The 15,061-nt window shown below is 71.4% G+C and carries 11 protein-coding genes; 5 read left to right on the top strand and 6 right to left on the bottom strand.

From position 1 onward, the window contains the following. Positions 1-252: 252 nt before the first annotated feature. The 4 genes from uvrA (at position 253) to DKT68_RS28465 (ending at position 7,963) form a co-directional block, all read left to right on the top strand. Positions 253-3,201 (top strand): excinuclease ABC subunit UvrA, encoded by a 2,949-nt coding sequence (gene uvrA / locus DKT68_RS28445; protein WP_109820459.1) that lies wholly within the window; start codon positions 253-255, stop codon positions 3,199-3,201. A gap of 157 nt (positions 3,202-3,358) precedes the next feature. After that, positions 3,359-3,847, top strand: coding sequence for a Rieske (2Fe-2S) protein (locus tag DKT68_RS28450; RefSeq protein WP_109820460.1), 489 nt, complete (start codon positions 3,359-3,361; stop codon positions 3,845-3,847). Positions 3,848-3,978: 131 nt separating this feature from the next. Continuing rightward, complete coding sequence (uvrC, locus tag DKT68_RS28455; protein WP_109820461.1) at positions 3,979-5,967, top strand: excinuclease ABC subunit UvrC; 1,989 nt, start codon at positions 3,979-3,981, stop codon at positions 5,965-5,967. 1,339 nt (positions 5,968-7,306) lie between these two features. Next, positions 7,307-7,963, top strand: a complete 657-nt coding sequence (locus tag DKT68_RS28465) for a C39 family peptidase (RefSeq protein WP_109820462.1) — start codon at positions 7,307-7,309, stop codon at positions 7,961-7,963. 82 nt (positions 7,964-8,045) lie between these two features. Here the strand turns inward: DKT68_RS28465 and DKT68_RS28470 are convergent, their stop codons facing one another. Next, complete coding sequence (locus DKT68_RS28470) at positions 8,046-8,711, bottom strand: DedA family protein (protein WP_109820463.1); 666 nt, start codon at positions 8,709-8,711, stop codon at positions 8,046-8,048. A 275-nt stretch (positions 8,712-8,986) separates the two neighbouring features. On the opposite strand from DKT68_RS28470, the gene DKT68_RS28475 reads away from it, so the two are divergent. Continuing rightward, entirely contained in the window at positions 8,987-11,848 is a 2,862-nt protein-coding gene (locus DKT68_RS28475; RefSeq protein ID WP_109820464.1) for an aconitate hydratase, read from the top strand. A 74-nt stretch (positions 11,849-11,922) separates the two neighbouring features. Here the strand turns inward: DKT68_RS28475 and DKT68_RS28480 are convergent, their stop codons facing one another. The 5 genes from DKT68_RS28480 to DKT68_RS28500 form a co-directional block, all read right to left on the bottom strand. After that, positions 11,923-13,179 carry an RNA polymerase sigma factor gene (locus DKT68_RS28480; protein ID WP_109820465.1) on the bottom strand — a complete coding sequence of 419 codons (1,257 nt, stop codon included), beginning with the start codon at positions 13,177-13,179 and terminating at the stop codon, positions 11,923-11,925. Between the two features lie 4 nt (positions 13,180-13,183). Next, a complete protein-coding gene (locus tag DKT68_RS28485; RefSeq protein WP_109820466.1) occupies positions 13,184-13,519 on the bottom strand; it encodes a YciI family protein in 336 nt (111 codons plus the stop codon). Between the two features lie 95 nt (positions 13,520-13,614). Next, positions 13,615-14,226, bottom strand: coding sequence for a GTP-binding protein (locus DKT68_RS28490; protein WP_109820467.1), 612 nt, complete (start codon positions 14,224-14,226; stop codon positions 13,615-13,617). Further along, positions 14,207-14,593 (bottom strand): DUF742 domain-containing protein, encoded by a 387-nt coding sequence (locus tag DKT68_RS28495; protein ID WP_109820468.1) that lies wholly within the window; start codon positions 14,591-14,593, stop codon positions 14,207-14,209. Before DKT68_RS28495 ends, DKT68_RS28490 begins: the two co-directional genes overlap by 20 nt. A gap of 5 nt (positions 14,594-14,598) precedes the next feature. Further along, positions 14,599-15,021: a roadblock/LC7 domain-containing protein gene (locus tag DKT68_RS28500; protein ID WP_074312735.1), complete on the bottom strand. Its 423-nt coding sequence runs from the start codon at positions 15,019-15,021 to the stop codon at positions 14,599-14,601. Positions 15,022-15,061: the final 40 nt, after the last annotated feature.

A 15,061-nucleotide genomic window follows, 5' to 3' on the forward strand; every position in this document is an offset into this window, starting at 1 on the left:
GCGCGGTTGGCCGCGGAGCGGCGCGGGGGGTGGCGCTCGGCCCGGCGCCGGGCGGCCCGCCCGCCGTCGCCCGGGGGCTTCTGACCGGTCCGGCCGACCGGGCTGAGCTGGGGGAATGTGCGGGCGGGGAAAACTGTCATACCTCGGGGCTAGAGTTGCCGAGGCGCGTTTTCCGCGCCCGCACGACCGCTCAGAACCATCCCAGAGCGGGACAGATCCTCCGCTTCGTCTTCACCCGGGAGTACACGGACCGTGGCCGACCGACTGATCATCCGTGGCGCGCGCGAGCACAACCTGCGTGACGTCAGTCTCGACCTGCCCCGGGACGCGCTCATCGTGTTCACCGGGCTGTCCGGGTCGGGCAAGTCGAGCCTGGCCTTCGACACGATCTTCGCCGAGGGGCAGCGGCGCTACGTCGAGTCGCTCTCGTCGTACGCGCGGCAGTTCCTCGGCCAGATGGACAAGCCCGACGTCGACTTCATCGAGGGGCTGAGCCCCGCCGTCTCGATCGACCAGAAGTCGACCTCGCGCAACCCGCGCTCGACCGTCGGCACCATCACCGAGGTCTACGACTACCTGCGCCTGCTCTACGCCCGCATCGGCGAGCCGCACTGCCCGGTCTGCGGCGAGCGCATCTCCCGGCAGAGCCCGCAGCAGATCGTCGACCGGGTCCTCGCCATGGCCGAGGGCACCAAGTTCATGGTGCTCGCCCCGGTCATTCGGGGCCGCAAGGGCGAGTACGTCGACCTCTTCGCCGAGCTGCAGTCCAAGGGCTACGCCCGGGCGCGGGTCGACGGCGTGGTGCACCCGCTGACCGAGCCGCCCAAGCTCAAGAAGCAGGAGAAGCACACCATCGAGGTGGTGATCGACCGGCTCACCGTCAAGCCGAGCGCCAAGCAGCGGCTGACCGACTCGGTGGAGGCCGCCCTGGGCCTGTCCAGCGGCCTGGTGCTGCTCGACTTCGTCGACCTGCCGGAGGACGACCCGGACCGGGAGCGTCGCTACTCCGAGCACCTGGCCTGCCCCAACGACCACCCGCTCGCCATCGAGGACCTCGAGCCCCGGGTCTTCTCCTTCAACGCGCCGTACGGCGCCTGCCCGGAGTGCACCGGCCTGGGCACCAAGAAGGAGGTCGACCCGGAGCTGCTGGTGCCCGACCCCGAGCGGAGCCTGCGCGAGGGCGCCATCCAGCCCTGGTCCACCGGGCACAACCTGGAATACTTCCTGCGCCTGCTGGAGGCGCTCGGTGAGGCCCAGCACTTCGACGTCGACACCCCGTGGCGGGCGCTGCCGGCGCGGGCGCAGAAGACGATCCTGCACGGCTCCGACGACCAGGTGCACGTGCGCTACCGCAACAAGTACGGTCGCGAGCGCTCCTACTACACCGGCTTCGAGGGCGTGGTGCAGTGGATCGAGCGCCGGCACTCCGACACCGAGTCCGAGTGGTCCCGCGACAAGTACGAGGGCTACATGCGCGACGTGCCGTGCGCGGCGTGTGGCGGCGCCCGGCTCAAGCCGGAGGTGCTCGCGGTCACCCTGGCCGGCAAGAGCATCGCCGAGGTCTGCAACCTGTCCGTGGGGGAGTGCGCCGACCTGCTCGCCGGCATCGAGCTGACCGACCGGCAGAAGATGATTGCCGAGCGGGTCCTCAAGGAGATCAACGCCCGGCTGCGGTTCCTGCTCGACGTCGGCCTCGACTACCTCTCCCTGGACCGGCCGGCCGGCACCCTCTCCGGCGGCGAGGCGCAGCGCATCCGGCTGGCCACCCAGATCGGCTCCGGCCTGGTGGGCGTGCTCTACGTGCTCGACGAGCCGTCGATCGGGCTGCACCAGCGCGACAACCACCGGCTGATCGAGACCCTGATCCGGCTGCGTGGGCTGGGCAACACGCTGATCGTGGTCGAGCACGACGAGGACACCATCCGCACCGCGGACTGGATCGTCGACATCGGGCCCGGCGCCGGTGAGCACGGCGGCGAGATCGTGCACAGCGGCTCGGTGCCGGCACTGCTGGAGAACCCGGCGTCGGTCACCGGGGCGTACCTGGCGGGGCGCCGGTCGATTCCGACCCCGACGAAGCGCCGTCCGCAGACGATGGACCGGGAACTGGTGGTGCACGGCGCGCGCGAGCACAACCTGCGCAACCTGACCGTCTCGTTCCCGCTGGGTCAGCTGATCGCGGTCACCGGGGTCAGCGGTTCGGGCAAGTCGACGCTGGTCAACGACATCCTGCACGCGGTGCTGGCCAACCAGATCAACGGCGCCCGGCTCGTTCCCGGCCGGCACACGCGGGTCGCGGGCCTGGAGCACGTGGACAAGGTCGTCGGCGTGGACCAGTCGCCGATCGGCCGGACGCCGCGCTCCAACCCGGCCACCTACACCGGGGTCTGGGACCACGTCCGCAAGCTCTTCGCCGAAACCACCGAGGCCAAGGTGCGGGGGTACGGTCCGGGCCGGTTCTCGTTCAACGTCAAGGGCGGGCGCTGTGAGGCGTGCTCCGGCGACGGCACCATCAAGATCGAGATGAACTTCCTGCCCGACGTGTACGTCCCCTGCGAGGTCTGCAAGGGCGCCCGGTACAACCGGGAGACCCTCGAGGTGCACTACAAGGGCAAGACCGTCTCGGACGTGCTGGAGATGCCGATCGAGGAGGCCGCCGAGTTCTTCTCCGCGATCCCGGCCATCCACCGGCACCTCAAGACGCTGGTCGACGTCGGCCTCGGCTACGTCCGCCTCGGCCAGCCCGCGCCGACCCTCTCCGGCGGCGAGGCGCAGCGGGTCAAGCTCGCCTCCGAGCTGCAGAAGCGCTCCACCGGGCGGACGGTGTACGTGCTCGACGAGCCGACCACCGGCCTGCACTTCGAGGACATCCGCAAGCTGCTGATGGTCCTGGAGGGGCTGGTCGACAAGGGCAACACGGTCATCACCATCGAGCACAACCTCGACGTGATCAAGACGGCCGACTGGCTGATCGACATGGGTCCGGAGGGTGGCCACCGGGGCGGCATGGTGCTCGCCACCGGCACCCCCGAGGAGGTCGCTGAGGTGGCCGAGAGCCACACCGGCCAGTTCCTGCGCCAGGTGCTCAAGCTCGACGGCGAGGCCAAGGGCGCGACGGCCGCCACCACCCGGGCCGCCCGGGCCAACGGCACCGCCAAGACCAGGGCGCCGCGGAAGGTGGCCGCCGCCGCCGCCCGCTGAGCCGACCAGACGCCGGCGGTGCCCGACCGGGTGCCGCCGGCGTTTCCCATTTCCTGGGTCGAGGCCCTGCCCCCGTGAACCATCGGGCACAGTTGCCCGTGTTGACCAGTGTGGCCGGGGAAGTGGACCGGCGCAGCGGCCGAGAGAGAGGCGAGGCATGAGCGACGATCAGGCGCTGACCGGTCCGGGTACCCAGACCCGTCGGACCCTGCTCACCGGTGTCGGGGCGATCGGCGCGGCCGTCGTACTGGCCGCCTGCGGCAGCGACGACACCGGCAGTGGCGACGGCGCCGCCCCGACCAGCGGCGGCCCGCCGGTGCCCAGCTCCGGCGACGCCGGCGGCGGCGACCGGCAGGGCGCCCAGTCGCTGGCCACCACCAGGGACATCCCGGTGGGCGGCGGCAAGGTCCTCAACGCCGAGGGAGTGGTCATCACCCAGCCCGCGCCCGGGGAGTTCAAGGGCTTCGGCGCGATCTGCACCCACCAGAACTGCCCGGTGACGAACGTCGACGGCGGCACCATCAACTGCACCTGTCACGGCAGCAAGTTCTCGATCGAGGACGGCTCGGTGAAGGCCGGTCCGGCCACCAAGCCGCTGCCGTCGAAGAGCATCAAGGTCACCGGCGACCAGATCTCGCTGGCCTGACCGGTCGACTCGCCTTCCGGGAAGTCGGGGTGTTTGCGCCGCCGACACACCGACTTCCCGGAAACCGAGTGGATCTTGTGTGATGGTGGCGGACCGGGTCGCTGTCGGGGGGCCGGACTAGGCTTGCGGGCGTGGCTGACCCCTCGACCTACCGTCCCGCACCCGGCACCATCCCGGAGTCCCCGGGGGTCTACCGCTTCCGCGACGGCACCGGCCGCGTGATCTACGTCGGCAAGGCGAAGAACCTGCGCAGCCGCCTCAACTCCTACTTCGGCGACATCTGGAACCTGCACGAGCGCACCCGGCAGATGGTCACCACCGCCGAGTCGGTCGACTGGATCACCGTCGGCACCGAGGTGGAGGCGCTCCAGCAGGAGTTCACCTGGATCAAGCAGTACGACCCCCGGTTCAACGTCCGCTACCGCGACGACAAGTCGTACCCCTACCTGGCCGTCACCCTCGACGAGGAGTACCCGCGGCTCCAGGTGATGCGCGGCGCGAAGCGCAAGGGGGTGCGCTACTTCGGGCCGTACTCCCACGCCTGGGCGATCCGGGAGACCCTCGACCTGCTGCTGCGGGTGTTCCCGGCCCGGACGTGCTCCGGCGGGGTGTTCAAGCGGGCCGGCCAGGTCGGCCGGCCCTGCCTGCTCGGCTACATCGGCAAGTGCTCGGCGCCCTGCGTCGGCAGCGTCTCCGCCGACGAGCACCGGGCCATCGTCGACGGCTTCTGCGACTTCATGGCCGGGCGCACCGACACGATGGTCCGCAAGATCGAACGTGAGATGACCGAGGCGAGCGAGCAGCTCGAGTTCGAGCGGGCCGCCCGCCTGCGCGACGACGTGGCCGCGCTGCGCCGGGCCATGGAGAAGCAGACCGTGGTGCTGGGCGACGGCACCGACGCCGACGTGGTCGCGTTCGCCGACGACCCGCTCGAGGCGGCCGTGCAGGTCTTCCACGTCCGCGACGGCCGGGTCCGCGGCCAGCGCGGCTGGGTGGTGGAAAAAACCGAGGAGCTGACCACCGGCGACCTCGTGCACCACTTCTGCACCCAGGTGTACGGCGGCGAGCACGGCGAGGCCGACGTCCCCCGGGAGCTGCTCGTGCCCGAGCTGCCCGCCGACGCCGACGCCCTGGCTGACTGGCTCTCCACCCACCGGGGCAGCCGGGTGTCCCTGCGCGTGCCGCAGCGCGGCGACAAACGCTCGCTGATGGAGACGGTGGAGCGCAACGCCAAGGACGCGCTGACCCGGCACAAACTCAAGCGGTCCGGTGACCTGACTACCCGGGGCAAGGCACTGGACGAGATCAGCGAGGCGTTGGGCATGCGCACCTCGCCACTACGCATCGAGTGCTTCGACATCTCGCAGATCCAGGGCACCGACGTGGTGGCCAGCATGGTGGTCTTCGAGGACGGGCTGCCCCGCAAGAGCGAGTACCGGCGGTTCATCGTCCGGGGCGCCACCGACGACCTCTCCGCGATGTCCGAGGTGCTACGCCGGCGCTTCGCCCGCTACCTGGACGCGCGGGCGGAGACGGGCGAGGTGGGGGTGGAGCAGGCCGATGACCCCGCCGCCCCGGGCGGCCTGGGTGACGCCGACGAACCCCAGGTCGGCATCCTGGTCGACCCGACCACCGGCCGGCCGCGCAAGTTCGCGTACCCGCCGCAACTGGTGGTCGTCGACGGCGGCGCACCGCAGGTCGCGGCCGCCGCCCAGGCCCTCGCCGAGCTGGGCATCGACGACGTGGCGCTGTGCGGACTGGCCAAGCGGCTCGAGGAGGTCTGGCTCCCCGACGACGAGTTCCCGGTCATCCTGCCGCGCACCTCGGAAGGGCTCTACCTGCTGCAACGGATCCGCGACGAGGCCCATCGGTTCGCCATCACCTTCCACCGGCAGCGCCGCTCCAAGCGGATGACCGAGTCGGCGCTGGACCACGTGCCCGGCCTAGGTGAGGTGCGACGGAAGGCGCTGCTGCGGCACTTCGGCTCGCTCAAACGGCTCTCCGCCGCCACCGTCGAGGAGATCACCGAGGTCCCCGGGGTGGGCCGGCGCACCGCCGAGGCGATCCTGGCCGCCCTGACGAAGGCCGACGAGGGCGCCGGGGCGACGCCGAGTTCGTGAGCCGGCCGCCGGTCGGTCCCGCCACACCCTGAACCGCCCGGTTTGGGTGCCCTGCCCACTGCCGCCAGCCGCCGGTCGGCGTGCTGTCCGGGTGCCCGCCGCTGGTCGCCCCGGTCGGGGTGCGCCGGGTGGCCGCCCATGATCGTGCTTGATCCTGGATGTAGTGGCCTCGTTCGCGCCGCGTGGGGCCTATTTCCGGGTTCGAGCACGATCTTGCCCGGCCCGTTGCCCGTCACCCGTCGTCGCCGGTCGCCGCTCGCCTGTCGCCGGTCGCCGGTCGCCGGTCGCCGGTCGCCTGTCGCCGGTCGCCTGTCGCCGGTCGCCTGTCGCCTGTCGCCGGTCGCCGGTCGCTGGTCGCCGGTCGCCGGTCGTCGGTCGCGCGTCGCCGGTCGCCGGTCGCTGGTCGCTGGTCGCTGGTCGCCGGTCGCCGGTCGCCCGTCGTTGCCCGTCACCCCGTCACCCATCGCCGGTCGCCGGTCGCCCCCCTCGCGCGCCGCGCGACGCCCGTTCCGTCGCCCGTCCCGCGTCTCCTGTCGCGGTCGCGCGTCGCCTGTCGCGGCGGGTTGGGTGTGCGTGTGGGTGTTGCGGGCGGTTGGTCTGCTCGGCGCTGGTCGCGTGTCCTGTCGCGTGTCCGGCGTGCCTGGTGGTGTCGTCAAGATCTGCGCACTTTCAGGGAAGGTGTCGCCTCGACGTGTCGGCAGGCAGCAGTTTCCCGGAAAGTGCGCAGATCTTGACGCCGCCCGTCTAAGGGGCACAGAGGAGGTTGCGGAGTCCGGCGTGTCCGGTTCGGGTTGACCCCGCCCCGTCCCGGGGCACAGAGGGTTGCGGAGTCCGGCGGTGTCCGGTTCGGGTTGCGCATCTCTGGGCTGGCTGTCCGGTATGGGGCCGGCGTCCCGTGGTCGGGGGCACTCTGACGGTGGAATCGGGGCGGGGTCGGGGTCGTTATATCTGGCATGGCGCCGTGGGTCCGCGACCCGGGTGCACGGCAGTCGCCGGGAACACCCGCAGGTCCCCTGTGGTTACATCCCCGGTAGCCGTTGACCAGCGGGAACACCGCCCCGGTCACCCCGTAGCCGCCGGTCGCCGGGAACATCTGGCAGGCCGCCTCGGTTACATACCCGGTAGCCGCTGGCCAGCGGGAAACACCGCCCCGGTCACCCCGTAGCCGCCGGTCGTTGGGAACATCTGGCAGTCCGCCGCGGTTACATCCCCCTGGACGTCCGAGCAGGCCCCCGGGCCGCCGGGCAGATCCCCTTCTTCACGATCTTTCCCGCATGGCACACCCCCCCGGATTTTGTGTGCCTGCGTTTTTCCCCCTGATGCAGAGGAGCACGCTGTTATGCGTACCGATCTGATTCGTAAGACTGCTCTGACCGCTGCTGGTCTCGCGTTCACCGGTGGCGCTATCGCCGGTCCGGTGACCGCCGCCTACGCCGCGGAGGCGAAGCCGGCCACCCAGACCCAGACCGACCGCAAGGGTCACGGCGAGCGCGAGCTCAACGTCCGCTATGAGGCGCAGCCGAACTTCTACTACTGCGGCCCCGCCGCCACGCGTAACGCCCTGTCGGTGCAGGGCAAGGACATCAGCGTGGACGCGATGGCCAAGGAGATGGGCACCACCGAGGCCGGCACCAACTCGATCAACGACATCACCCCGGTGTTGAACAAGGAGACCGGTAAGAACGACGCCTACCACAGCGTGGAGATCAGCAGCCCGAACGCTGACGACAAGCAGACCGACCGGCTGCGCGCCGACATCGTGCGCACCGTGGACGACGGTCGGGCTGTGGTGGCCAACATCGCCGGCACCAGCACCGACACCGACGGTGGCGTGCACTCCTTCGAGGGTGGGCACTACATCAGCGTGGTCGGCTACCGCGACAACGGCACGATCGTGAAGATCGCCGACTCCGCCGATCCGAACACGGCCTCCTACGAGGTCACCGTCGAGCACCTCGCCGACTGGATCGCCACCCGCGGCTACGCCACCAGCTGACAACAACCCACAACACACACAGACGAAGGGCCGGACCCCAACCAGGGGTCCGGCCCTTCGTCACATCCGGTTCACGCCCGGATCAGCGCTCGTCACCCACCCGAACCGGCTCCGCGTCGGCGGCGTCGGCGGCCGGCTCGGCGGCCTCGAACCGGTGGGCCCGCCGGCGCAGCCACCAGGTGCTGGCGAGACCGGCTAGTACCGCCAGGACCAGTCCGGCCCAGGAGATGTCCTTGAGCCAGTGTTCGGCCGCCCGGCCGACGGTGAACAGCAGGTAGGTGGTGCCGAACGCCCAGACCAGCCCGCCGGCGGCGTTGGCCAGCAGGAACCGCCGGTACGGCACGTGCAGCGCCCCGGCGAGCGGGCCGGCCAGGATCCGCAGCAGCGCCACGAACCGGCCGAAGAAGACCGCCCAGACGCCGTACCGGGCGAAGCTCTGCTCGGCGCGGGCGAGCTGGGCCGGGCCGAGATGCCGGGGGAAGCGCCGGCCCAGCCGGGCCAGCAGCGGGCGGCCGCCTCGGCGGCCCACCGCGTACCCGACGGAGTCGCCGATGATCGCACCGGTGGCCGCGGCGGTCGCCACCCACTCGGGTTCCACCACGCCGGTGGCGGCGAGCAGGGCGGAGCTGACCAGAACGATCTCGCCGGGCAGCGGGACGCCCATGCTCTCCACGCCGATCACTCCGGCGACGAGCAGGTAGACCGCGATCGGCGGCAGCGACACGAGCCAGTGCTGGACGTCGAACACGGTTGACCCCTTCCCCGGCCGGCCTCGAACCCTACCCGCGCCCGACGGTCGGATCAGCCCCAGCGGCGTGAGTCAGTCTCGCGTGCCGGGCAGCACACCCAGCAGGGCGTCCTAGGAGGCTAGGGATGAGGGTGCGCTCGCGGCGCGCCAGGTTGCGTAACTAGCAAGACGGACGTACGGTTTTGTTGAGAGCGGATCGGCGGTAAGTGTCACCTAACCTCGGCGGCACCTCGGCCGGTGCGACACACTGCTCAGGACTACTCACGGTCGCTGGTGTGAAGGAGTACGACGTGGCGAGCCTCGACACCTTCGGTGCGAAGACCCAGCTACGCGTCGGAGACGCGAGCTACGAGATTTTCCGGATCGACAAGGTGGACGGCCACGACCGGCTGCCGTACAGCCTGAAGATCCTGTTGGAGAACCTGCTGCGGACCGAGGACGGCGCGAACATCACCGCCGACCACATCCGGCAGCTCGGCGGATGGGACTCCACCGCCGACCCGAGCGTGGAGATCCAGTTCACCCCGGCGCGGGTGCTCATGCAGGACTTCACCGGCGTGCCCTGCGTGGTCGACCTGGCCACCATGCGCGAGGCGGTGCGCGACCTGGGCGGCGACGCCACCAAGGTCAATCCCCTCGCGCCGGCCGAGCTGGTCATCGACCACTCGGTGATCGCGGACCTGTTCGGCCGTGCGGACGCCTTCGAGCGCAACGTCGAGCTGGAGTACGAGCGCAACAGGGAGCGCTACCAGTTCCTGCGCTGGGGCCAGACCGCGTTCAACGAGTTCAAGGTCGTGCCGCCGGGCACCGGCATCGTGCACCAGGTCAACATCGAGTACCTGGCCCGCACGATCATGGAGCGCAACGGCCAGGCGTACCCCGACACGGTCGTCGGCACCGACTCGCACACCACCATGGTCAACGGCCTGGGCGTGCTGGGCTGGGGCGTCGGCGGCATCGAGGCCGAGGCCGCGATGCTCGGCCAGCCGGTCAGCATGCTGATCCCCCGCGTGGTGGGCTTCAAGCTGCACGGCGAGATGCCGGCCGGCACCACCGCCACCGACCTGGTGCTGACCATCACCGAGATGCTGCGCAAGCACGGTGTGGTCGGCAAGTTCGTCGAGTTCTACGGCCCCGGCGTGAGCGCCGTGCCGCTGGCCAACCGGGCCACCATCGGCAACATGTCCCCGGAGTACGGCTCCACCGTGGCGATCTTCCCGATCGACGCCGAGACGGTCCGCTACCTGCAGCTGACCGGTCGCGACGAGCAGCAGGTCGCGCTCGTCGAGGCGTACGCCAAGGAGCAGGGCCTCTGGCACGACCCGGACGCGGAGCCGGACTACTCCGAGCGCCTCGAGCTGGACCTCAGCACCATCGAGCCGTCGCTGGCCGGCCCGAAGCGCCCGCAGGACCGGGTGCCGCTGGGCAGCGCCAAGACGCTGTTCCGCTCCGCCCTCACCGACTACGTCGCCGAGGGCGACCTCGGTGGCGAGAAGGAGAAGGACGTCAAGCCGGGCGTGCCGCGCGAGCAGCTTCCCCGGGGTGTGGCCGGCCCGGCCGACGAGGCCAGCGCCGAGTCCTTCCCGGCCAGCGACCCGCCCGCCAACGACTACAGCGACCCGAACGACGAGCCGCGCGATCTGGAGACCGCGGCGGTGGGCTCGGGTGGTCGTGCGAGCAACCCGATCCGGGTCACCGGCGCCGACGGCGCGGAGTACGAGCTGGACCACGGCGCCGTGGTGATCGCGGCGATCACCTCCTGCACCAACACCTCCAACCCGCAGGTGATGATCGGCGCGGCGCTGCTGGCCCGCAACGCGGTGGAGAAGGGCCTGACCCGCAAGCCGTGGGTCAAGACCACCCTGGCCCCGGGCTCGAAGGTCGTCATGGACTACTACGAGCGGGCCGGCCTCACCCCGTACCTGGACAAGCTCGGCTTCAACCTCGTCGGGTACGGCTGCACCACCTGCATCGGCAACTCGGGCCCGCTGCCCGAGGAGGTGTCCGCCGCCGTCAACGAGAACGACCTCGCGGTGGTCTCCGTGCTCTCCGGCAACCGCAACTTCGAGGGCCGGATCAACCCGGACGTCAAGATGAACTACCTGGCGTCCCCGCCGCTGGTGGTCGCGTACGCGCTGGCCGGCACGATGGACATCGACCTGGCCAACGAGCCGATCGGCGAGGACACCGAGGGCAACCCGGTCTTCCTGCGGGAGATCTGGCCGAACAGCGCCGAGATCCAGGACGTCATCGCCCAGGCGATCGGCGCCAGCGGCTTCAGCGCGGCGTACGCCGACGTGTTCGCCGGCGACGAGCGCTGGCAGTCACTGCCCACCCCGACCGGTGACACCTTCGCCTGGGCGAACGACTCCACCTACGTGCGCAAGCCCCCGTACTTCGAGGGCTTGCAGCAGGAGCCGAGCCCGGTGACCGACATCGCCGACGCCCGGGTGCTGGCCAAGCTGGGTGACTCGGTGACCACCGACCACATCTCGCCGGCCGGCTCGATCAAGGCCGACTCCCCCGCCGGGAAGTACCTCGCCGAGCACGGCGTGCCGCGGCACGAGTTCAACTCGTACGGCTCCCGCCGGGGCAACCACGAGGTGATGATCCGGGGCACCTTCGCCAACATCCGGCTGCGCAACCAGCTGGTCCCCGGGGTGGAGGGCGGTTTCACCGTCAACCACCTCACCGGCGAGCAGACGTCGATCTACGAGGCCTCCACGGCGTACCAGGAGGCCGGCGTCCCGCTGGTCATCCTGGCCGGCAAGGAGTACGGCTCCGGCTCGTCGCGCGACTGGGCGGCCAAGGGCACGATGCTGCTGGGCGTCCGGGCGGTCATCGCCGAGTCGTACGAGCGGATCCACCGCTCCAACCTGATCGGCATGGGCGTGCTCCCGTTGCAGTTCCCGGTGGACACCACCGCCGAGTCGCTCGGCCTCACCGGCACCGAGACGTTCACCATCACCGGGGTGACCGCGATCAACGACGGTGACACCCCGCGCACGGTGACGGTCACCACCGACACCGGCGTCGAGTTCGACGCGGTGGTCCGCATCGACACGCCGGGTGAGGCGGACTACTACCGGCACGGCGGCATCCTGCAGTACGTGCTGCGCCGCATGATCGCCAACTGACGTACCGACGTCACCAGGGCCCCTGACCGCCGAGCGGTCGGGGGCCCTGCCGCGTTCCGGGTCCTGGCGACGGGCTACGGCGCCAGCTCGACGGCCCGGCTCAGCAGGGCGCGCCGCTCGGCGGCCGAGTGCACCGCCGCGGCGGCCTGCCGGAACAGGGTGGCGGCCCGCGGCCGGTCGCCCTGCCGGGCCACCAGGTCGGCCTCCACCGCCACGGCGTGCGGGTAGCCGTCCAGCCCGCCCCCGGCGCGGGCCGCCTCGAGCACCGCCAACCCGGCGGCCGGACCGTACGCGTAGCCGTGCGCGACCGCGCGGTTGAGCTCCACCACGGGCGAGGGCCGGATGGCGCTCAGCGCGTCGTAGGCGCCTGCGATCGCCGGCCAGTCGGTGGCCTCGGCGGACGTCGCGGTGGCGTGGCAGGCCGCGATCCGGGCCTGCCACGCGTACGGCCCGTCGTGGGTTGCCCGGGCCAGTGCGCCGAGACCCTCGGCTGTCGCGCCGTGATCCCACCGGCGGCGGTCCTGCCGGTCGAGCGGCAGCAGGTCGCCGGCGGCGTCGCGGCGGGCGTCCCGGCGGGAGTGCTGGAACAGGAACAGCGCCAGCAGCGCGGCCACCTCGGACTGCTCCGGCATCAGCCGGTCGAGCAGCCGGGCCAGCCGGACCGCCTCGTCGGCGAAGGCCGGTTCGCCGTCGGCGACGTAGCCCCGGGTGAAGAGCAGGTACAGCACGGCGAGCACGCCGGGCAGCCGCTCGGCCAGCGCCGGCCCGCTGGGCACCCGGTACGGGATGCCGGCCTGCGCGATGCGGGTCCGGGCCCGGGTCAGCCGCCGGGTCATCGTCGACTCGCTGACCAGCAGGAGCCGGGCGATGGCGGCGGTGGGCACACCGCAGACCGTGCGCAGCGTCAGCGCCACCCGGGCGTCGAGCCCGAGCGCCGGGTGGCAGCACGTGAAGATCAGCCGGAGCCGGTCGTCCACCACGTCCTCCCCTGCCCCGGGCCCCGGTTCCGCGTCGGCCGGCGCGAGCACCGCCAGGTCGTGCAGCTTGCGGCGCTCCACGGCGGCCCGGCGCAGCACGTCGACCGCCCGGTTGCGGGCCACCGTCATCAGCCAGCCGCCCGGGTTGGTCGGCACACCGTCGCCCGGCCAGCGTTCCAGGGCGACGGTCAGCGCCTCCTGGGCACAGTCCTCGGCCAGCGCCCAGTCCCCGGTCACGCGGATCAGGGTCGCGACGATCCTGGGGTACGCCTCGGCGCCGGCGGCCGCGACGGCCTCCGCCGCCGCGGCCGTGCCGGCGCTCCCGTGCCGCTCGGCGGCTCCGGTACGGGTCATCGCGTCAGGCGGGCAGGCCCGCGAAGGGGCGCAGTTCCAGCCGGCCCTGCCGGGCCATCGGGTGTGCCCGCGCCACCTCGATCGCCTCGTCGAGGTCGGCGCAGTCGAGCAGGTCGAAGCCCACGATCACCTCCGTGGTCTCGGCGAACGGCCCGTCGGAGACGAGCAGCTCACCGTCGCGTACCCGGACGGTGGTGGCCGCGGTGGTCGGCGCCAGCGCGTCGCCCTGGAGGCGGCGGCCACGGCCGTCGTTCTCGGCCACCCACGCGTGGATGTCGGGTACGTCGGCCGGGTCGGTGTCCGGCTCGCTGTCGGTGCAGACGAACATCATGTACTTCATCTGGCGCTCCCTGGTGTGTCGGGGTATCGCCAGCATGACGATCGGCAGCGGCCGTTCCGGACAGGGGGTGCCGGAAAAATCTCGCCGGTCGGCGGTCAGTTCGCGTCGGCGGCGCGGCGGCGGGCCTCCCGGGTCTTCATGGCGTGCTCCATCAGCGTGACGAGCACCTCCTTGCTCGACTCGCGCTGGCGGGCGTCGCACAGCAGCACCGGCACCCCCGGGTCCAGGTTCAGCGCGGTCTGCACCTCGTCGAGCCGGTACTGTCGGGCGCCCTCGAAGCAGTTCACCGCGACCACGAACGGGGTGCCCCGACCCTCGAAGTAGTCGATCGACGGGAAACAGTCGGCCAGCCGGCGGGTGTCCGCCAGCACCACCGCGCCGATCGCACCCAGCGCCAGCTCGTCCCAGACGAACCAGAACCGGTCCTGCCCGGGGGTGCCGAACAGGTAGAGCACCAGGTCGTCACTGATGGTGATCCGGCCGAAGTCCATCGCCACGGTGGTGGTGGTCTTCTCCTCCACCCCGGACAGGTCGTCGATGCCGACCCCGGACTCGGTCAGCACCTCCTCGGTGCGCAACGGCCGGGTCTCGCTCACCGCGCCGACCATCGTGGTCTTGCCCACGCCGAAGCCACCGGCGACCAGGATCTTGATCGCGGTGGGCAGTGGGGTCGCTCCCGCCGGCCGGTCAGAGTGCCCGTAGTCCATTGATTACCGCCTCGAAGATGCTGTTGTCGGGAAGACCGGCCGTGGTCTGTGGTTCGCGGACCTGCACCAGGTTGCGGGCCGCCAGGTCGCCGAGGAGCACCCGGATGGTGCCCACCGGAAGGTCGAGATGGGCGGCGATCTCGGCGACGGACTGTATTCGTTGGCACAGTCCGACGATCGCCAGGTGCTCCGGACCGAGGCCGACCTCCGGTGTGACGTCGGCTCGGGTCGCGGTGACCAGGGAGATCAGGTCGAACGTGCCGGTGACCGGGCGGGCCCGCCCGCGCGTCATCGCGTACGGGCGGACCACCGGGCCCGCATGGTCGTCCACCCACTGATGGTCGGCGGACTCTCCCTGCACCGTCATCGCCGCTACTTCTCGCCGGCCGGCTGGTCCGCGCCCCGGGACGGGGAGGCCACGTACTTGCCCACCCGGGTCACCAGCATCGCCATCTCGTAGGCGATCAGGCCGACGTCGGCGTCCTCGCTGGCCAGCACCGCCAGGCAGGCGTTGCGCCCGGCCGCGGTGACGAACAGGAACGACGACTGCATCTCGATGATGGTCTGCTGCACCTGCCCGCCGCCGAAGCGCTTGCCGGCGCCCCGGGCCAGGCTCTGGATGCCGGCCGCCATCGCCGCGAGGTGCTCGCCGTCGTCCCGGCTCAGCCCCTGCGAGGAGGCCATCAACAGCCCGTCGGTGGAGAGCGCGACCGCATGCTCGGCCTGCTTCACCCGGCCCACAAGATCATCCAGCAACCACGTCAGGTCGGCACTCGAAGCCGTCTTCTGGGCCACTCGTCGTCCTCTTCTCCCCCGGCTGTTGCGCCGTACTCGT

The sequence above is a fragment of the Micromonospora acroterricola genome (genome assembly GCF_003172955.1).
GTDB classification, from domain to species: domain Bacteria; phylum Actinomycetota; class Actinomycetes; order Mycobacteriales; family Micromonosporaceae; genus Micromonospora; species Micromonospora acroterricola.